Raw genomic sequence first — 18,322 nt, 5'->3', positions numbered from 1 at the left:
GCCCCAAGGGGCACTACGGCATCCACGGCGCCGGTCACGGTGCGCAGCCCCACGGGGCAGGCCGTGTCCCCCGGGAGGGGCGGCAACCATCGCCGTGCGGGCGGGTCGGACGGGCCTGCCGGCTCCGCGCACGCCCGCACCCTGCGTGCGCGGAGCCTTCCACGGGCCGGTGCCGGAGCGCCGCTACCGCAGGCCCTCGGTGACGACGTCCATGTCGGCGCTGAAGATGACGACCTTCTCGATCAGGTCCCCGTCGAGCTGGAGGATCTCCGATCCGAGTGCCGACTTGCCGCCCGGGAAGCCGAAGTCCCAGGCCCAGTGGATGAATTCCCGGTTCTGCGAGTGACCCGTGATGAGGCCGCTCAGCGGTGGCGCCTGGCGCTGCACGGCGGTGATGTACGCGTTGATGGCGTCCCGGCCCACGATGACCTGGTCGGGCTCCATGATCGTGATGTCCTCGGTGTAGATGCCCTCCATCGCCTCGGCACGCCCGGCCGGGTCCGGAGTCATCCAGACCTCCAGGTGCTTGGCGATGAGCACCCGGGCGCGGTCCGACCCGGCGGTCAGCGTCAGGTGGAGCCGGGAGATCCGCCCGTCCGGGTCCAGGGAGACGGAGACCCCTCCGCTGCCGGAGCGACCGTTGCCCCGGACGTCCAGTCCGGCCCGGCTCCACGTGCCCGTGATGGAGCCGTCCGCCGCCACGGAAGCCGTCCACTGGTGCGTGGACTCCTTCCACTCGGCAGCCAGCGTCCGGTGGAGGTCGACGGCCGGCTCGCGGCCCTGGACCATGTCCCCGCTGTGCATCAGCAGCACGTCCTCGGCGAAGACGTCCCTGAGGTCGTCCAGGTGGGAGTGGCCGCCGTCGGCGGAGTCCACGATCTCGAAATAGCGGTCGAGCATCGTCGTCACGCTTGAATTCCATTCTGTCTGCACGTGTCGGTGGCGCCGCGCTGCGGGAGGGGCGCCCGGGGGCGGTGGCGCATCGTCGCGATCACGTTCCCGTCAGGGAGACGACACGGCCCGCACCTACGTGACGGATCAGGCGCCCGGAGTTCGCTCCGGGTGCTGGTTCCAGCGGCGCAGCTTCTCCGGGTTGAGCACGGCCCAGACCTGCGCCACGCGGCGGTCGGTGACGTCGAGGCTGATGACCGCGGCCACGGTGCGGTCGCAGCGCACCACGAGTCCGGTACGGCTGTTCACGGACTGGGCGGTCAGGGTGGTGCGCGGATGGGGGCCCAGCAGCGTCAGGAGGCTGCGGGTGACCTGCTCGCTGCCGTGCACGGATCGGACCAGTGTCCGGACCTTGCCGCCGCCGTCGAAGACGGCCATGGCGTCGGGTGACAGCGCGGACGCCAGCAACCCGGCGTCGCCCGCCGTGCAGGCATCCCCGACGGCGCGGACGGCCGCGTCGTGCTCCAGCGGGGCCGACGGACCGGAGCGCTGTGCCTGGAGCCGGCGACGCGCGATGGCGGCGAGTTCGTCGTACCCGGACCTCGCCTCCGGGCCGTCGTGCCCGGAGCCGCGGTGCTCGTCCGGCGTGACCGGTTCGCCCAGGCAGATGCGGCCCGCGGTCGTCGACAGCCAGGCACGGGGCGACGTGATGGCCGCGCGCTCCGCGTCGGACAGCGCGTACCACCGGCGATAGGTCTCGTCGATCACGCTCTCCGCATCGCTGCGGCCGCCCGACATGCGGTGGGCGACATCCAGCAGATGCCGGCGCTCGTCGAGCAGCACCGCGATCGGCACCGCGTCGCTGGCCACGTCCATACGGCATCCTCCCTCTCGTACAAGACCACACAACGCGGCCGCACGCAGCAACCTCGTCGAAGTTCGGGGGCGTGGGGGAGTGGTCCGCGAGGCGGGTGTCTTCCCGGGTCTCGTCAGGGAGACGAGGTGGCCCGTACGGGTGTGACAGCTCGGCCCGAGGAGAGCGGCCGGGCGGACCGGTCGGACCGCGAGGAGTTCGTGGCCCCTCGCGGGCCGCGGTTGCTGCGCCCGGCCCGGATGCTCACCGCGACCGGGATCACGCCGAGGACCTGCTGTGCACGGCCCTGGCGAGGAGCCGGCCCACGTGGCGGCGCATCCGCGACGGCCGCCCCGAGGCGTACGTACGGCGGGTCCTGGTACAGGTGCACGCCGCCTGGTGGAGGCGGAGCCGGCGGCGGGAGGTGCCGCATGACCCCCTGCCCCCGTGCGTCAGGACGGTCGCGGTGCGCGGCGGTCCCGGCGACCGGCCAGTTCCCGCCTTGCTACCTTCAGCGACACCCGGACGGCGACGGCTGGGTGCTCCACGAGGTCACCCTGCGGCCCCCGGCCATTGACGCTCCGTCATCCGGCCTGTATCCCGCCTGCGTTACGCCGCGCCGACGGACCTGATGAGCAGCAGCGCGATGTCGTCGGTGCGGGGGGCGGTTCGGCGCGCGTGGTCGATCAGGTCCGTGGCGAGCCGGTCCATGGGCTGGCGGGCGGTGCCGGCGAGGCGGGCGGCGAGCCCGGCCATGGCGTCGTCGAGGTCGACACCGGGGGTCTCGACGAGTCCGTCGGTGTACAGGGCGAGGACGGTGCCGGGCTCCAGGGGGATCTCGGTGGTGGGGTAGTCCGCCTCGGGGTCGATGCCGAGCAGCACCCCCGGCGGAACGGTGAGGACCTCCGTGTGCCCGTCCGGGTGGCGCAGCACCGGCGGTGGATGGCCGGCGGTGGCCAGGAGGGCCCGGCGTCGCCTGAGATCGAGCCGGGCGTAGAGGCAGCTGACGAAGCGGCCGGGGTTCAGGTCGAACAACTGGCGGTTGGCCTGGCGGAGGGCCTGCGCCGGTGCGGCCCCGGCGAAGGCCTGGGAGCGGATGGCGGGCCGGATCCGGCCCATGAGGGCCGCCGCCCTGACGTGGTGGCCCTGGACGTCGCCGATGACCGCGGCCGCCGTGGTCTCGTCGACCCGGACCAGGTCGTAGAAGTCGCCGCCGATGTCCATGCCCCGGACGCTGGGCAGGTAGCGGGCGGCGACGTCGAGTCCGGGGATGTCCGGCAGCGAGTCGGGGAGCATGGCCGCCTGCAGGGTCTCCGCGAGCTCCTTGACGGTGTCGTAGAGGCGGGCACGCTCCAGCGCCTGGGCGATCAGCCCCGCGAGTGCGGTCAGCACCGTCCGCTGGTTGCCGGAGAAGTGGTGCGGCCGTTCGAAGGCGAGGACGCACAGGCCCACGGGCCGGCCGGAGGCGATCAGCGGCAGGTAGGCCCAGGCGTCCAGGCCCTCACGGCGGGGGGCGTGCGGATAGGCGCCGAGCATCTCCTCGAAGGTGGTGAAGAAGGCCGGCGCGCCCTCGGCGAGGGTCCCGAGCGCGGCCGGGGAGGTGAGCGCCGCTCCGGTGAACACCTCCGCGGGACAGGGGTTGTAGCCCCGGCAGCCGACGAACCGCAGGGCGCCGTCCTCGGGCGAGAACAGGGCCAGGGCCAGGGTCCGGGCGTGGAAGGTCGGCAGCATCTCGTCCGCGACGAGGTCGACCACGTCGCCCACGCCGACGGCCTCGGAGAGGGCGGCGGCCAGGTGCAGCACCTGGTAGAGCTCGCCCAGGGCGATCGGCGCGCCACGGGGCGCCGCCGTGCCGGGGCGCGCCGCGGCCCGGACGCGGTCGGGACCGCAGGGCACGAGGCGCACGCTCACCCCGGAGGCGTCGGGGTAGAGCTCGAAGGCGAGCCGCCGGTCCGGCGGGACCGTCGCCGTGAAGGATTCCTGCTGCCGGCTGACCACGGCCGCCCGGAAGCGGTCCTCGAAGGCGGGATCGTTGGACCAGGACAGGGCCTGCCAGGGGCGTCTGCCGAGGAGACCGGGGACGGTCCCGCCCAGCAGACGGGCCGCGGTGGAGTTCAGGTAGGTGAATCTGCCCTCGAGGTCGAGGGTGCAGCTGCCTCCCGGCAGGCGTTCGGCGAAGTGTGCCGCGGCCTGCGCCTCGGACGGCTCCCACTCCTGGGCGGGGGGCTGGGACAGGGTCCGTGGGGACGCGGCGGGAGTGACCGGGTGCCCGGCGTCCGCGGCGTCCCGCAGGAACCGCCCCAGGCGGCGGCAGGCGGCGCCGACCCGCTCGTGGCTGGGTCCGGCGAGCTCGGCGGCGTCGCAGCAGGGCCAGAACAGCAGGAGCGCCCCCCAGGCCTCGGAGCCGTCGAGGACCGGTGCCGCGGCCACCGCGAAGTGGTACGGCAGGGCGATCGCCGTGCGGGGGTAACGACGGGCGAGTTCCTGGGGCTTGCTGAGCCACACCAGGCGTCTGTCGCGCACCGCGTCGGACACGGGGACGTGGGCGGACAGGGCCACCCCGAACCAGGGTGCGAGGTACTCCGCCGGCATCCCCGTGGTCACTTCGAGCCGCAGCGACCGTCCCTCGGGGGTCAGCAGGAACAGCGCGCCCGCGTGGGCGCCGGTGTCCCGCGCGGCGAGCTCCAGCAACCGGTCCAGTTCCGCCCGGCACGTCGGCCCGGCGGCGTCGGCAGCGGTGCTCGCGTACGCCTGAGCAGCACCGTCGTCCGGTGTAGCGCTCATGGCTCAACCGTACGTCCGGACCGGCCGGCCCCGCCCGGGACGCCGGCCGGTGGCTCAGCCGGCGACGCGGTAGCGGCTGGTGATCGCGACGCGGTTGAACGCGTTCATCAGCGTCGCCAGCCAGGCGACCGCCGAGACCTGGTCGGCGGTGAGCACGGCCGCGGCCGCTTCGTAGTCCGCGTCGCTCACGTGCCCCTCTGGCACGCGGGTGATCGCCTCCGTCAGGCGCAGGGCGGCGCGGTCCGTCCCGGAGAAGTAGCCGGCTTCCTCCCATGCGGGCAGCACGGCGATCCGGTCCGGGTTCTCGCCCTTCTTCAGGGCGTCGCGCGTGTGCATCCGCAGGCAGAACGCACAGCCGTTGATCTGGGACGTGCGGATCTTCAGCAGTTCGACCAGGAGCGGGTCGAGGCCCGCCGCGGCGGCGCTCTCCTCCACCGCCGTGGACAGGGCGAGGAGCGCCTGGTAGCTGTCCGGGTGCTGCTTTCCGATGTTCACGCGCTGCTGCTCGGTCATGGATGTCCCCTCTGGGTGTCTTCTCTGGGTGTCTTCTGCCGGGTAAGCCTCGTCGAAGGTCCGCCGTCACGCACGGCGGCGTTCCGTCCGGTGGGACGGGTCAAACGTGTGCGATCTTCGCCGGGTCGAGGACCCTGCGGTAGGCGCTGATCAGGCCGTCCTCGATCTCCACCGTGTCGACGGAGAAGACGCGGCCTGCGCGGCGGTGCAGGAGCGCGGGTTCGCCGCCGACCTCGACGAGGTCGACGCGGTCCGGACGCCACCGGAGCCACACCCCCACCATCAGCTTGGCGATGCGCGTGCCGCCGTGGACCAGCTTGCGCGCCGTGAAGACCTCGCCGCCGCCGTCCGTGACGTACACGGCCTCCGGGTGGAGGAGCCGCACCAGTCCGGCCATGTCCCCGGCCTCGTACGCGGCGCGGAACGCGGCGAGCAGCCGTTCCCGCTCCGCCCGGGTCGCCTGCGGCGTCGACTGCCTCGCCCTGACCACCTTGCGCCGCGCCCGCGAGGCGAGTTGGCGGGCGGCCGGTGCGGAGGCGTCCAGCACGTCGACGATCCGGCTGAACTCGAGGCCGAAGACGTCGTGGAGGATGAAGGCCACACGCTCCGGCGGGCTCAGTTCCTCCATGACGAGCAGCATCGCCGACCCGACGGACTCGTCGACGAGCACCGCCTCCGACGCGTCAGGACCCGTCAGCAACGGCGCGGGCAGCCATGGCCCCACATAAGTCTCCCGGCGGGCGCGCGCGGACTTCAGGACGTCGTACGACCGTCGGGCGGCGACCGTGACCAGCCAGGCCCGGAGGTCGCCGATGTCGCGCAGATCCGCTCCGGCCGCCCGCAGCCACACGTCCTGGGCGATGTCCTCGGCGTCGGCCACGCTTCCCAGCAGGCGGTACCCCACCCCGAACACGGCGGGCCGGTGCGTCTCCCACTCGGCCTCGAGCACCTCGGGCGACCTGGGTATGCGCATGAGACTCATGCTCGCGTGACCTCCTTCGCCCCCACATCCGGCGAAATCGAGATGTTTTTCATCCTGAATGAAGCTCCTGGGAGCGAAGGGCCCCCGGCACGGGAAGCGGGCTCAGTCGCGCCCGAGCCCTCCCCGTACGTACGACCCCACCGCGGGAGCGTGCGCTTCGGCCTCCGCCCGCACGTCGGCGAGGCTCTGCTCGGCCAGCACCTTCCGCCAGGCCAGCTCGGCCCGCCCCATGGCGCTGTTCACCGCACAGGGACGGCGGAAACCGCCCGCCGGCACCCGCTCGCCGATCGTGCCGCAGCGGCGGATCTCGGCGCAGCGGAACAGGGGGTCGTCCCCCTCGACGGCGAGGACCACGTCCAGCATCGACACCGCCTCCAGCGGGCGGGCCAGCCGGAAGCCGCCCCGCGCACCCGGCACGGATTCCAGCAGACCCGCCTTGACGAGCTGCTGGAGCTGCTTGTTCAGGTAGGACGCCGACAGATCGTGACCGGCGGCCAGCTGCGCGGTCGGGACCGGCTCGCCGTCCCCGAGCCACGCGAGGTTGAGCAGTGTGTGCACCACCCATTCGACGCCCTTACCCGTTCGCATACCTGGATAGTAAACATCCAGATATCGTCCGTCAAAGGTCATGCCTGCTCGGGGGGCACCTCAGCGGTGACGGCCGCCCCTGCGGGGGTCGCCGGCCCGGCTGCGCACCACGGGGAGGGTCACGGCGTACGCGCCGAGGGCGGAGGGGGTCACGACGGCAGCGATCCACGTGGTGCGCAGGCGTACGTCGCTCCAGGACAGGCCGTTCCCCAACCGTGGGGCAGTCCCAGGAGCACGGCGCTGGTGAGGAGCGACAGGGTGGCCGACCAGACGAGGGCGGCGGCCAGGTGGACGAGCCAGCCGGGGGTGCGGTGGTCGCGGGCCCGCCACGCACGGGCGAGGCCGTAGGCGGGGAGGACTCCCGCCGTGCCGGCGAGGCCGGCCAGCAGCAGCGCGCCAATGATGCCGCCGTGGTAGCTCCCGGCCAGGCCGAGGCCGATGACGAGGAGCGCCGCAACGGCCGTGCCGGCCCCCCACGCGGCAGGCAGGCGGAGTTCCCCGCTTCCTCCCGTGCCCGTCATCGGACACCCGCTTCCGCGGCGGGCGGTCTGGCCGAGGCCGGTCGTCCGGAGGCCTGCGGGCGGCGGTCGCGGTACCCGGACACCGCGAAGGCGGCCGCGCAGAGCGTGCCGGCGGTGCCGGCGACGATGCCGAGGACGGCGGTCGGCGGCATGTCGTCACCGGCCGGGTAGCGCCGGCCGCACAGGCGTACCGACCGGGGATGGTCTGCTGCCGCCTCCAGACACAGGCGGGCGCCCACGGCGATGCGGCCCGGCATCTGCGACACGGGCAGGTCACGGTCGACAAGGGGGCGCCCGGCGACCTCGTACCCGACACGCGCACTCGCGCCCCTGCCGAACGTCACCTCTTCGATCACGCCGTCCACCCGCACGGCCGAGGCGTCGATCCGGTCGGCGCCCCGGACCTGGCCGTAGAGGAACCAGGCGACGCCCAGCGTCAGGAGCAGGCAGCAGACGGCAAGGGCGCACGGCACTTTGGGCACGGCTTTGACGAAGTCCCCCCGCATGCACCGGAGTATGGCACCGCGGCGGCACGAAAGCGCCCGGCCGGACGCCGGGGCCCGCGGGGCCGGTGCCGCGGCGTGTGCGCGGCACCGGCCCCCGGGCGTCACTTCAGGCCGAAGGCCCGGATGACGGTCTGCGCGACCGATCCCCCGGCGCGTGCCGTGGCGCTGGTGCGCAGCGACACGAACGCGGCCGAGGAGGGGGCGTGCAGGGTGGCCCGCCAGGATCCCTGACGGGCCTTCAGGTCCTGGCGGTGCCAGGACGCTCCGTCGTCGTAGGAGACCTCGAGCCGGACCGAGGACACCGCGTCCTTCGCGGACGTGCCGAGCACCGAGGGGGTGATCGAGACCTCCTGCGTGCGGCGTGCCCTGCCTGCGGCGTCGAGTTCCGTTCCGTAGTCGAGTTGGACCAGCGGCACGGTCCCGGACTGCGCCTTGCCCGAGACGAAGTCCCACTGCGTGTGGGTCTTCGACGAGTACGGGCTCAGCGCCGGATCACCCGCGGTGTCGACGACGAGGCGGTACGGCAGCGACTCGGCCGGCAGGTCGAAGGCGTTGACGTAGGCGCTGTCGGTCGTCAGCAGCGTGGTGCCGCCCTGGAGCAGTGAGGTGCGCGCGGTCATCGTCTCGGTTCCCGCGGAGCCCGTGTGCGGGGCTCCCGAGTCGCTCCAGCCCGGGACGACCAGCGAGAGGGAGGTGTCGTCCCGCGCCTGGGAGTCGCCGTCGGACATGCGCGGCCGCAGGACCGGGCCGAGCCACCGCTCCTGCTGGACGCTGCCCGGCCGGTAGGACGTGGGGCTGTTCGTCGCGCCCACCCAGCCGCTGACCGACGCGGTCTGCTGCCATGTGGCGTCCTCGCCCGCGGTCACCCAGTCGGTACGCCGTCCGGGTGCCATGGGCTCGAGTCCGAAGGAGTACCCCGCGGCCCACTCGTACGCCGGGTAGTCCGTCCTGCGCTCCAGGGCCTGCTTGCCTCGCGGCTGGGCGAAGTCGACGTCGACGCGCGCCAGCCGGTCCGGGTCGGCCCGGTAGGCCACGTCCGAGGGCACGGCGCCCGCGTGGTACTTGACCAGGTCGTACAGGTACGAGGGGGACGGGTGGGCCGCCACCCGGAGTCCGACCCGGTGCTCGCGCGCCGAGGCGATCCTCGCGATCAGTGCCTCACCCTCGTCCTTGGTCACCGACACCACGGGCACGTCCGAGTCGGTGGTGTAGTCCGGCGACCCGTACCAGGTGGCCAGCCGCCCCACTCCGTCGTTGACCACGAGCAGCGCTCTCGCGCCCGCCGCCTTCGCGGCCGACGCCTGCGCCGAGGGCGCGACCTCGGTGCTGTGGCGGACCACGGCGACCTTGCCGCGGGCTCGCGCCGTGGCGAACTCCTCGGCCGAACCGGCGCCCGCGAACACCGCGTCCGGCGTCGACGTGCCGTCGGGCAGGGCGGCGCTTCCCTCCTGGGCGAGCGCGTCGTCGATCCTGCCGCCGTCGTAGGACAGGTCGAGCGGCGTCTGCTGGGCCCGCAGGCGGGTGGCGAACACGAAGCTGCCGTGCCGTACCCTGGCGCCGGTCGGCTGGGCCCAGACGCTGTCGTAGCCCGGGCCGACGATCACGTTCTCCCTGACCGCGCCGTAGTCACCGGGGCTGGGTTCGGTGGAGGTGAAGGAGCGGAAGAAGTCCAGCCGGGTGTTCACCAGCGTGGTGGGCTTCGGTGTGACGGCCCGCACCTGATGCGCCTTGGAGGCGTCGAGGACGACCTGCCGGTCCGCGGTCAGGTCCACCTCGGGGGCGCTCAGCAGGGCGATGCCCCGGGAACTCGGGCCGTGGGTGCCCACGACGTCCGCGTACGACACCACCGTGTAGGTGTCGGCGGGCAGACGCAGGGTCAGCTCCCCGCTCGCCGGGATCTCGTAGGCGGTGGTGGACCTGCTGAGGGCGCCCTTGAGGTGGATCCAGCCGCTCATCGGCTCGCCCGAGCGGTCCTTCATGGTGATGCCGAGGTCGTACCGCTCCGGCTCGAGGCCGATGCCGGCGACCGTGTGGGCGACCGCCGCACCGGTGGCGTCGCGGGCGACGACCTGGGCGGTGTGGTCGCCCCGTGCGAGGCCGGAGGGGTCGGCGCCGACCTCCACCGCGGTGCTGCCGTGGGCCGGCACGGTGACCTGGTCGGCGGAGAGGGAGAACACGCCGTCGTCCGGGGCACCCGCCTCCACCGCGAGGCGCAACGTCACCGGCTCGTCACCGGAGTTGGTGTACGTGATCCCCTGCGTGACGGGGCCGGTGCCGCCGTTCGGCCACCGGAGGAAGCGGAAGACCGATCCGGTCGCCGTGACCCGGGCGCGGACCGCGGCCGCGACGTCGACGCGTCCCGAACCGCCCTGGTAGGCGGTCAGGTACGGCGTCGCCTTGCTGGTGCTCATCAGGGCGTCCTTCAACCGGCTGCCCGGCCAGTCGGGATGCCGCTGCGCCAGCAGGACCGCGGCGCCCGCGACGTGCGGGGAGGCCATCGAGGTCCCGCTCATCGTGGTGTAGGGGCCCTCTCCCCCGCTCGCGTACTGCGACCGGGCGGCCAGGACGTCCACGCCCGGGGCCGTCAGGTCGGGCTTGACGCCCTCGTCGCCGACGCGCGGTCCGACGCTGGAGAAGAACGCGAGGTCGTCGGAGGGGCCGACCGCGCCCACGGTCAGCGCGGCGTCGGCGGCGGCCGGGGAACCGATGGTGTACGGCGTGGACCCCCGGCCGCTGTTGCCGGCGGCGACGACGAACAGCGTGCCCGTCTCAGCGCTCAGAGCGTTGAGGCTCCGGCTCATCAGGTCGGTTCCGTCGCTCGGCTCGGCGCTGCCCAGGCTCATGTTGACGACCCTGGCGTGCTCCGTGCGCGCGGCCCACTCCATGCCGCCGATGACCCAGGACTCCTGTCCCTCGCCGCGGTTGCCGAGCACCTTGCCGACCACCAGGTCGGCGCCGGGGGCCACGCCCTTCTCCTTGCCGTCCGACGCCGCGCCGGTGCCGGCGACGGTGGAGGCGACGTGGGTCCCGTGGCCGCTGCCGTCCGGCACGTCCTGGTCGGGAACGAAACTGCGGGTGCTGACGATCCGGTCCCTCAGGTCCGGGTGCCCGGTGTCGGCGCCGGTGTCCAGCACCGCGACCTTGACGCCGGAGCCGGTGTCCCCCGACTCCCAGACCTGCGGCGCACCGATCTGGGCCGTGGTGTCGGCGAGCGTCGCCTTCGTCCTGCCGTCCAGCCAGATCTTGTCGATGCCGCCGGTGAACGACGGGGCCGCGGCGGCACGGCGGGACCCGGTCGCCTCCCGCCCGGAGGGGCCGGTGCCGCCCGCGGTGAGCGCGGCCCAGGCGTCGGCCGCTTCCGACCGGTCGGCCGCGAGGGCAGCGCCGCCGACGGAGGGCAGGTCGCGGCGGGTCTCCGCACCGGGCAGGGCGCTGCCGCCGCGGCGGAGGGCGGCGTGGTTCCCGCCGGTGACGATCAGGGGCAGCCGCGGGGCGTGCGCGTCGTCGTAGCCCTGCGCTATCAGCCCGGTGACGTTGAACAGGCGCTTGTCGAGGCGGTCCGCTGCCACGTACGCGAGCGCGTCGTCCGGGTAGACGTAGGTGTCGCCCGCCTCGGTGACGATGCGCACCGAACCGGCGGCCCCGGGACGGCGCTCGACGGTCAGCGAGTCCCGCCCGCCGCCGGTCCCCGGGGTGACGACGACCTTGTCCCCGGTGATGAGGGTCACGGTCTTCACCTGGCCCCCGGCGGGGGCCGGCGGCCCTTCCGGCGGTGCGGCGGACGCGGCCGCCCCCGCCGACGCGGGGCTCAGGAGAGTGACGAGTACGGCGGTGGCGGTGCCCAGAGCCGCCAAGCCCGTTCTTCGGGCCGTGGTGAACAGCACTGTTCCTCCTTGCGTTTTCCTGGGCGAATACGATCACATCCCTGAGATTTCGAACAGATCTTGACAGCCTCGAACAGCGAGGTAGCGCATGTCACTTGAGGCGCTGTGTCGTGGAGCGGGGCTCGGGGCGAAGCGCGGAGTCAGGTGCCGGTGCGGGGCAGGGTACCGGTGCCGCACATGCGCTGCGCGGCCTCCGTCACGTCACCGCGTACGCAGCGGCCGGCGCAGCAGGAAGACGCCGACGGCGGCTGACACCAGGATCACGTACAGCGCGAAGACCACGCCCGCGTCCCGCAGTCCGAGCGCCAGGCTGAGCGCGCCGACCCCGACCACCGGTACGGAGATGCCGACGTAGGCGGCGACGAAGAAGGCCGAGATCGTCGCGCCGCGGTGCTCGTCGGGGGCCACCGCGCTCACGCCGGTCAGGCCTGCGCGGAACGACATGCCCTGCCCGAGGCCGCCGACCAGGGCACCCACCACCAGTACCGGCAGGGACTCCACCACCAGCGAGGCCGCGACCACGGCCATGCCGGCCGTGAGCGCCAGGCATCCGGTCGGCAGTGCGCGCCGGACGCCCAGACGTCCCATCAGCATCTGCCCGGCGGTGGAAGCGCAGAACACGGAGAAGACGACGAGGCCGTCGACGGCCAGGTTGCGCTCCCCCAGCGTCATGGCGAGGAAGCTCGGCGCCACCGCCGTGAACAGGCCGAGCAGGGAGAAACCGGCGAACGCCGCCAGCCCGGCGGGGATGAACGCCGCCCGCGTCGGCGGAGGGACGACCATGCCCTGAGGGCGCAGCGGGGGACGCGGGCTGCGCACCGCCACCGTCTCGGGCAGGGCACGCGCGACGGCGTAGGCCGCCAGCAGCAGGACGATGTGCACCAGGAAGGGCAGCCGGAGGGGCCACGGCGCGTACTGCGCCAGGACCCCCGACAGCAGCGGCCCGCAGCCGAGGCCGCCCATGTTGGCGGCGGTGGCCGCGAGACCCGCGCGTGCGCGCCGGTCCGGGGGCGCCAGTTCGAGCACCGCGGCCGTCGCGGCCCCGCTGAGCAGACCGGCCGAGAACCCCGACAGCAGCCGCCCCGCGAACAGCAGCGGCAGGCCGCTCTCGAAGAGGAAGCACACCGCGCTCAGCAGCGACAGGCCCAGCGCTGCGAACAGCACCGGGCGCCGGCCGAGGACGTCGGAGAAGTCCCCGGCGACCAGCAACGCGGCGATCACCCCGATCGCGTAGACCGCGAAGACCACCGTGACGACCAGTTCGGAGAAGCCGATCTGTTCCCGGTAGAGCCCGTACAGCGGTGTCGGCAGCGTGGTGCCCGCCATGCCGACCGCGAACACGCCCGACGCCGCGACGTACGCGCTCCGCGCGCGGCGTTCCCCGGTGGCTTGCCTGATCACGCTTCCACGCTAGCTGACGACCCGTCGGATCGGACGCTCCTGCGCGCCCCACGGCGTCGCCTTGAGAACAGGCAGGCCGACGTGCCAGGCTGACCCGCCATGACCCGCGCCTCCAGCCCCCGCCTCGACGCCCGGGGCATCGACCGCGCGGCCGGGGTGCTGCTCGGTGCGGCCGTCGGTGACGCGCTGGGGGTGCCCTACGAGTTCAAGGCGACCCTGCGCGAGGACCAGCAGCCGGGCATGATCGGCGGCGGTCTCGGGCCGTACCGGCCCGGCGAGTACTCCGACGACACCCAGATGCAGGTGTGCGTCGCCCAGGTCGCGGCGACCGGGGCGGACCTGCGCAGCCCCGGGGCCCTGGACGCGATCGCCGCCGGCTTCCGGCACTGGGTGGACGGCGGGGCCAGCGACGTCGGCGCCCAGACCCGCTCCGTGCTGGGCGCCGCCGAAGCGCTGCCCGGAAGCCCGGCGGAGGCGCTGCGGGAGGCCGCCCGCCGGTACGCCGCCGGGCACCGGCTCACCGCGGGGAACGGCTCGCGGATGCGCACCGGGATCGTCGCCCTCGCACACCTCGGGGACGCCGCCGCGATGGCCGAGGCCGCCACCGCGGTCAGCTCCCTCACCCACCCGGACCCCGACTGCGCCGACGCCTGCGTCCTGTGGTGCTCCGGCATCCGCACCGCCGTGCTGCACGGCACCTTCGACGGTGTGCGGGCCGGGCTCGACCTCCTCCCGGCCGTACGGCGGGACACGTGGGCGAAGCGGCTGGACGAGGCGGAGGCCGCGCCGCCCGGGCACTTCGCCGACAACGGCTGGGTCGTCCGGGCGCTCCAGGCGGCCTGGTCGGCGATCACCCGTACGCCCGTACCCGAACTCGACCCCGGAAAGGGCCGTTTCCCCGCGGCGCACCTGCGGCAGGCGCTGGCGGCCGCGGTGCGGGCCGGCCACGACACCGACACCGTCGCGGCGATCGCCGGCGCCCTGCTCGGCGCGCGCTGGGGCTGCTCCGGCATCCCCCTGGACTGGCAGCGGGCCGTCCACGGCTGGCCCGGCCTGAGCGGGCCCGACCTGGTACGGCTCGCGGTCCTCACCGCCAGGGACGGGGCCGACGACGATGACGGCTGGCCCTCGGCACCGCGCGTGCCACTGCCTTCCCACTCCCCCGCCGGCCTCGCCGTCACCCACCCGCACGACCCCGGTGTGATGCTGGGCAACCTGGCCCTGGCCCAGGGCGCCGGGCCGGTCACGGCCGACGCGGTGGTGTCGCTGTGCCGTACGGGAACGGCGCCCGTGCTGCCCGGCGCCGACGTGGAGCACATACGGGTGTGGCTGCGGGACGGCACGGGAGACAACGCCAACCTCGCCTTCGTGCTGGACCAGGCCGCCCGGCAGGTGCTGCGGCTGCGGCGCGCGGGCAAGAAGGTCCTGCTCCACTCCTCGGCCGGGCAGAGCCGGACCGCCGCCGTCGCCGCCGTCTACAGCCATCTCGCCGGCGGGGCGCCGGGTGGGGCGCTCCCGGTGCCGGCCCACCCCGAACTGCGCCACGCCGTACGGGCACTGACCGCGGCACCCGCCCCGGCCACCGCGCACGGCACGCAAGCCCCCGCGGCGGCCGTGCCGGCGGCGCGCGACGCCTCCCCGGAGGAGGACGCCGCCGACGGCATCGACAGCACCGACCCCGAGGAGCAGCCGGAGCACGAGAGCGAACGACCGCCACTGCCGGGGTACGCACTGTCCCGCGTGCGCGGGCTGCTGCTCGGCCTGGCCCTGGGCGACACGCTGGGCTCCGCCCAGGGCACGCTGCCGGACCGCGGCCCGCTGAGGGCCGGTGCCGGCACCCAACTGGCCTGCTTCACCGTCGAAGGCATCATCCGCGCACGGACCGGTGCCCGGCACGGTGCCGGTCATCTCCCGTCAGCCGTGCAGCGCGCCCACGGCCGACGGGAAGCCCTCCAGGACGCAGGCGGCCACCAGCCCGGCGGCTGGCTCGCTCGCGTCCCCGCGCTGGCCGAACCGCGCGGCAAGGAGCCGGACTTCCTCGCCACCGACCTCCGCGCCGACCTCCGCGCCGTCCTCCCCGTCGCCGTCGCCGGCGCTACGCACGGCCCGGCCCAAGCGGCCGCCTGGGCAGGCGAGATCGCCGCCCACCCCGCGGCGGCCCACGCGACCGTGCTGCTCCACCACTGCCTGACCGGCACCACGGAAGCCCAGGAGCCCCTGTTCGCCGAGCAGTCGCAACTCCACCTCGCCCTGCGGGCCGGCCTGGACGCCCTCGGCGACACGGGCGAACCCGGCCGCCTCCACACGGCGTACCGGCAGGCCACCGACGACCCGGCCGACCCGCGACGGCTCGCCGCCCTCGCCCCGGACGCGACCGCTCCCTCAGCGCTGCGCGGCGCCCTCTACTGCGCCGCTTCCTTCCCCCACCGGCACCAGATCGGCGACGCACTCCATTTCGCCGCCGCCGCGCCTGACGGCGCGTCCGTCGCCTCCCTCACCGGCGCCCTCCTCGGCGCCGCCCACGGCGTACGGGCCCTGCCGGCCGGTCCGCTCAGCCGCCATGAACTCACCTGGGTCCTGGACACCCTCGCCCACGACCTCCTCGCGCCGTCTACGGCTGGAAGTACTCCGACATCAGGTCGCTGACCCATTCCGGCTGCTTGACGTCCACCGCGCGGAACTCCACCATCGCCGGCTTCAGGTCGATGACCGGGGTGCCGGAGACCGCGTCAAGGCCCAGCACCGTCAGTTCACGGCCGTGGACCGATTCGATGGAGCAGCACGTCACCCCGATGCGGTTCGGCCTGCGGGGGCCGCGGCCGGCGAAGACACCGACGGGCGGGAGGTCGGAGCGGCCGCGGTAGGGGCGGGGTTCGCGGTGGTCGTCACTCTCGGGGAACCGGTCGAAGACGAAGAGGACCTCCACGTGGGAGAAGCCCTCCAGACCCTGCAGGCACGCCTCACCGAAGCGCTCGTCGATGGTGATCGTGCTCCGGACGGCACCCCAGTTGTCCGTGTGCTGGACGTCCGTCCGGTCGTTCCGGACCGTACCTATCGAAGTGACCTCGAAACGTGGCATGGCACGGTTCTATCGCTCGGGGCGATGCCGTGCCCAGATGAGGACCGGTCCCGGGACCGGGTGCCCGGATGACGCGGTGGGCCCTCCCCGCGGGTGCGGGGAGGGCCCGGGGAGCGGTCAGGGACGGCGGATCACAACTGCTTGATGCGGATGTCGCGGTAGGAGATCACGTCCGTCGTGCTGTGGACCTGGAGGCCGATGTAGCCGATGGCGTAGCGCCGGCCGTCGGTGCCCGGGTCCCCGTCGCGCGGCGGGGTGAAGACCTGGCCGCCGACGTTGTCGAACTCGTTGATGACGACGCCGTTGCGCAGGACCGTGAAGTGCTGGCCCTCGGCGCGGATCTCGTAGTCGTTCCAGGTGCCCTTCGGGGTCACGCCGGCGCCGCCGAGGCCCACGCGGTCGAAGCCGTAGACGGAGCCGGTCTTGTACATGTCACCGTCGGGGCGGTCGAGGATCTGGATCTCGTGCCCGTAGTTGATGGCGACCCACTCGGGACGGGACTCCTCGGGGTGGTCGTGGACGTCCGGGAAGCGGATGAAGACACCGCCGTTGGCGTTGCCGGTGCCCGGGGCGTCGTCGCGGAACTGGAGCTTGAGCGAGAAGTCGCCGTACTTCCGCTCCGGGAACCACAGCATGCCCATGCCGGGGACGGTGGTGCTGCTGGTGATGGCGCCGTCGCCGGAGAGGGTGAAGCGGCCGCCACCGACCTGCTCCCACTTCGCCAGGGAGGCCTCGGTGCCGTCGAACAGGTCGCGGTAGCCCTGCGTCTGGCCGGGCTTGCCGATCTTCGACTGCTTGGCGGCCTTGGTGATCTTGTTGAACTCGCGCTGGTCGATGACGTTGTCGGCGAGCAGCCGGTCGAGCACGCCGTCGACGTGCTTGAGGAACAGGGCGTGCGAGGACCAGTCCTTCTCGTCCTCGATCAGCTCGTTGATGGTGCAGCGGCTGCGGGTGAGCCGGTTCGGCACGCCCGAGTCCACGGTGCCGACGATGACGGTCAGCCGCTCGTCGTACTCCGGGCAGTTGGGCGCCGGGACGCCGCCGCCCTGCGCGATGGTGAAGGTCACCTCGCGCGCCGTCGCGGTGTTGCCCGCCTTGTCCGTGGCGCGGTAGGCGAGCGTGTGGGAGCCGATCCGGTCGACGATGACGGGGGCGGAGTACACGAGGTACGGGCCGCCGTCGAGGGAGTACTCGATCCGGTCCACCCCGGAGCCCGCATCGGTGGCGGTGACGGTGACCTTGGCGCTGGTGATGTACGCGCCATTGGAATTCCTGGTGCCGGTCACGGTCGCCGAGGTCTCCGGCGCGGTGGTGTCCTGGGTGGGCGGCGCCACGACGGTGAACGCGACGGACTTCTCGGCCGACGCGTTGCCCGCCTTGTCGGCGGCGCGGTAGCGGACGGTGTGCGAGCCGACCTGGTGCACCATCACCGGCGCGGTGTAGGTCTGCCAGGCGCCGGTGGCGCCGACCGCGTACTCGATGGTGTTGACGCCCGACCCGGTGTCCGAGGCGGTGACGGTGACCGTGGCCATCGTCAGGTAGTTGCCGTCGGCGTCCTTCTCGCCGCTCACGGTGGCCGAGGTCTCCGGCGCGGTGGTGTCGTCGGTCGGCGGCGCGACCACGTCGAAGGCGACGGACTTCTCGGCGGCGACGTTGCCCGCCTGGTCGGTGGCGCGGTAGCGGACGGCGTGGGCGCCGACCTGGTCGACGACCAGCGGTGTGGTGTACGGCTGCCACGGGCCGTCCTGGCCGATCGCGTACTCCACCGTCTTCACACCGGATCCGTCGTCGGTCGCGCTGACGGTGACCGTGGCGGAGCCGACGTAGGCGCCGTCGGCGTTCTTCTGGCCCGTGACCTCGGCCGCGGTGGTGGGCGCGGTGGTGTCCTCGCCGCCGGGCTCGGTCACCGTGAGGATGCCCTGCATCTGGCCGTGGCCGGGGATGCTGCAGAAGAAGCGGTAGCGCCCGGGTGTGAGGGTGACGTCGACGGTGTGCCGGCCGCCGCTGTCGTCGCCCGGGTTGGCCAGGATGTTGACCGGGACGTCATGGTTGTACTCGGGGTCCGACACGTCGAAGGTGAGCGTGTGCGGCATGCCGATGTCGTTGCCGGTCGCCGCGCTGTTCTCGAAGACGAGCGTCGTCGGCCCGGCGACCGCCGTGGTCGGGAAGCTCGCGTACTGGTCGGTGCGTGAGCTCGCCGTCCAGGTGAGCACCTGGGCGGCGGCCGTGGTCCCGCCGGCCGCCGCACGGTCGTCGGTGCGCCCGTAGGCGACCGTCGAGGTGAGCCCCAGCACCATCAGCAGCGCGCCCAGCAGGGCCG

13 protein-coding genes are annotated in these 18,322 nt (G+C 73.7%); 1 reads left to right on the top strand and 12 read right to left on the bottom strand.

Translation table 11 applies throughout. The annotated features are described in order from the left end of the window. Nucleotides 1–183: 183 nt before the first annotated feature. The 10 genes from PV410_RS09940 to PV410_RS09895 all read right to left on the bottom strand — a co-directional run bounded on the left by PV410_RS09940 (nt 184) and on the right by PV410_RS09895 (nt 12,848). On the bottom strand, nt 184–909 hold the full coding sequence (locus tag PV410_RS09940; RefSeq protein WP_500323695.1) for a hypothetical protein: 726 nt from the start codon (nt 907–909) through the stop codon (nt 184–186). 129 nt (nt 910–1,038) lie between these two features. Further along, on the bottom strand, nt 1,039–1,767 hold the full coding sequence (locus tag PV410_RS09935; protein WP_500323694.1) for a sigma-70 family RNA polymerase sigma factor family protein: 729 nt from the start codon (nt 1,765–1,767) through the stop codon (nt 1,039–1,041). A gap of 586 nt (nt 1,768–2,353) precedes the next feature. Then, nucleotides 2,354–4,528, bottom strand: coding sequence for a SpoIIE family protein phosphatase (locus PV410_RS09930; RefSeq protein WP_500323693.1), 2,175 nt, complete (start codon nt 4,526–4,528; stop codon nt 2,354–2,356). A 54-nt stretch (nt 4,529–4,582) separates the two neighbouring features. Beyond that, nucleotides 4,583–5,041, bottom strand: coding sequence for a carboxymuconolactone decarboxylase family protein (locus PV410_RS09925; protein ID WP_500323692.1), 459 nt, complete (start codon nt 5,039–5,041; stop codon nt 4,583–4,585). A 100-nt stretch (nt 5,042–5,141) separates the two neighbouring features. Then, complete coding sequence (gene sigJ / locus PV410_RS09920; protein ID WP_500323691.1) at nt 5,142–6,023, bottom strand: RNA polymerase sigma factor SigJ; 882 nt, start codon at nt 6,021–6,023, stop codon at nt 5,142–5,144. A gap of 102 nt (nt 6,024–6,125) precedes the next feature. Then, nucleotides 6,126–6,611: an RrF2 family transcriptional regulator gene (locus PV410_RS09915; protein WP_500323690.1), complete on the bottom strand. Its 486-nt coding sequence runs from the start codon at nt 6,609–6,611 to the stop codon at nt 6,126–6,128. Nucleotides 6,612–6,760: 149 nt separating this feature from the next. Next, nucleotides 6,761–7,132, bottom strand: a complete 372-nt coding sequence (locus PV410_RS09910; RefSeq protein ID WP_500323689.1) for a hypothetical protein — start codon at nt 7,130–7,132, stop codon at nt 6,761–6,763. Beyond that, nucleotides 7,129–7,638 carry a hypothetical protein gene (locus tag PV410_RS09905; protein WP_500323688.1) on the bottom strand — a complete coding sequence of 170 codons (510 nt, stop codon included), beginning with the start codon at nt 7,636–7,638 and terminating at the stop codon, nt 7,129–7,131. Before PV410_RS09905 ends, PV410_RS09910 begins: the two co-directional genes overlap by 4 nt. Nucleotides 7,639–7,739: 101 nt before the next feature. Next, nucleotides 7,740–11,366, bottom strand: a complete 3,627-nt coding sequence (locus PV410_RS09900) for a S8 family serine peptidase (RefSeq protein WP_500323687.1) — start codon at nt 11,364–11,366, stop codon at nt 7,740–7,742. A 357-nt stretch (nt 11,367–11,723) separates the two neighbouring features. Continuing rightward, nucleotides 11,724–12,848, bottom strand: a complete 1,125-nt coding sequence (locus PV410_RS09895) for an MFS transporter (protein ID WP_500323720.1) — start codon at nt 12,846–12,848, stop codon at nt 11,724–11,726. A gap of 174 nt (nt 12,849–13,022) precedes the next feature. Between PV410_RS09895 and PV410_RS09890 the strand changes: the two genes are divergently transcribed. Beyond that, nucleotides 13,023–15,569, top strand: coding sequence for an ADP-ribosylglycohydrolase family protein (locus PV410_RS09890; RefSeq protein ID WP_500323686.1), 2,547 nt, complete (start codon nt 13,023–13,025; stop codon nt 15,567–15,569). Here the strand turns inward: PV410_RS09890 and PV410_RS09885 are convergent. Together PV410_RS09885 and PV410_RS09880 are read right to left on the bottom strand one after the other, a co-directional pair. After that, entirely contained in the window at nt 15,535–16,002 is a 468-nt protein-coding gene (locus PV410_RS09885) for an SAM-dependent methyltransferase (RefSeq protein WP_500323685.1), read from the bottom strand. The genes PV410_RS09890 and PV410_RS09885 overlap by 35 nt on opposite strands. Before the next feature lie 131 nt (nt 16,003–16,133). Then, nucleotides 16,134–18,299 (bottom strand): OmpL47-type beta-barrel domain-containing protein, encoded by a 2,166-nt coding sequence (locus tag PV410_RS09880; RefSeq protein ID WP_500323719.1) that lies wholly within the window; start codon nt 18,297–18,299, stop codon nt 16,134–16,136. Between the last annotated feature and the right edge of the window lie 23 nt (nt 18,300–18,322).

The sequence above is a fragment of the Streptomyces sp. PA03-5A genome (assembly GCF_033792725.1).
In the GTDB taxonomy this organism is placed as follows: Bacteria; Actinomycetota; Actinomycetes; order Streptomycetales; family Streptomycetaceae; genus Actinacidiphila.
This window is presented reverse-complemented; position numbering and strand designations above follow the sequence as displayed.

Excerpts from the sequence above, each read along its gene's own strand:
- PV410_RS09910 (WP_500323689.1), bottom strand. The coding sequence starts at position 7,132 with ATGACGGGCACGGGAGGAAGCGGGGAACTCCGCCTGCCTGCCGCGTGG.
- PV410_RS09915 (WP_500323690.1), bottom strand. The coding sequence starts at position 6,611 with ATGCGAACGGGTAAGGGCGTCGAATGGGTGGTGCACACACTGCTCAAC.
- PV410_RS09895 (WP_500323720.1), bottom strand. The coding sequence starts at position 12,848 with ATGGCGGGCACCACGCTGCCGACACCGCTGTACGGGCTCTACCGGGAA.
- PV410_RS09890 (WP_500323686.1), top strand. The coding sequence starts at position 13,023 with ATGACCCGCGCCTCCAGCCCCCGCCTCGACGCCCGGGGCATCGACCGC.
- sigJ (WP_500323691.1), bottom strand. The coding sequence starts at position 6,023 with ATGAGTCTCATGCGCATACCCAGGTCGCCCGAGGTGCTCGAGGCCGAG.
- PV410_RS09930 (WP_500323693.1), bottom strand. The coding sequence starts at position 4,528 with ATGAGCGCTACACCGGACGACGGTGCTGCTCAGGCGTACGCGAGCACC.
- PV410_RS09905 (WP_500323688.1), bottom strand. The coding sequence starts at position 7,638 with ATGCGGGGGGACTTCGTCAAAGCCGTGCCCAAAGTGCCGTGCGCCCTT.
- PV410_RS09885 (WP_500323685.1), bottom strand. The coding sequence starts at position 16,002 with ATGCCACGTTTCGAGGTCACTTCGATAGGTACGGTCCGGAACGACCGG.
- PV410_RS09880 (WP_500323719.1), bottom strand. The coding sequence starts at position 18,299 with ATGGTGCTGGGGCTCACCTCGACGGTCGCCTACGGGCGCACCGACGAC.
- PV410_RS09925 (WP_500323692.1), bottom strand. The coding sequence starts at position 5,041 with ATGACCGAGCAGCAGCGCGTGAACATCGGAAAGCAGCACCCGGACAGC.
- PV410_RS09935 (WP_500323694.1), bottom strand. The coding sequence starts at position 1,767 with ATGGACGTGGCCAGCGACGCGGTGCCGATCGCGGTGCTGCTCGACGAG.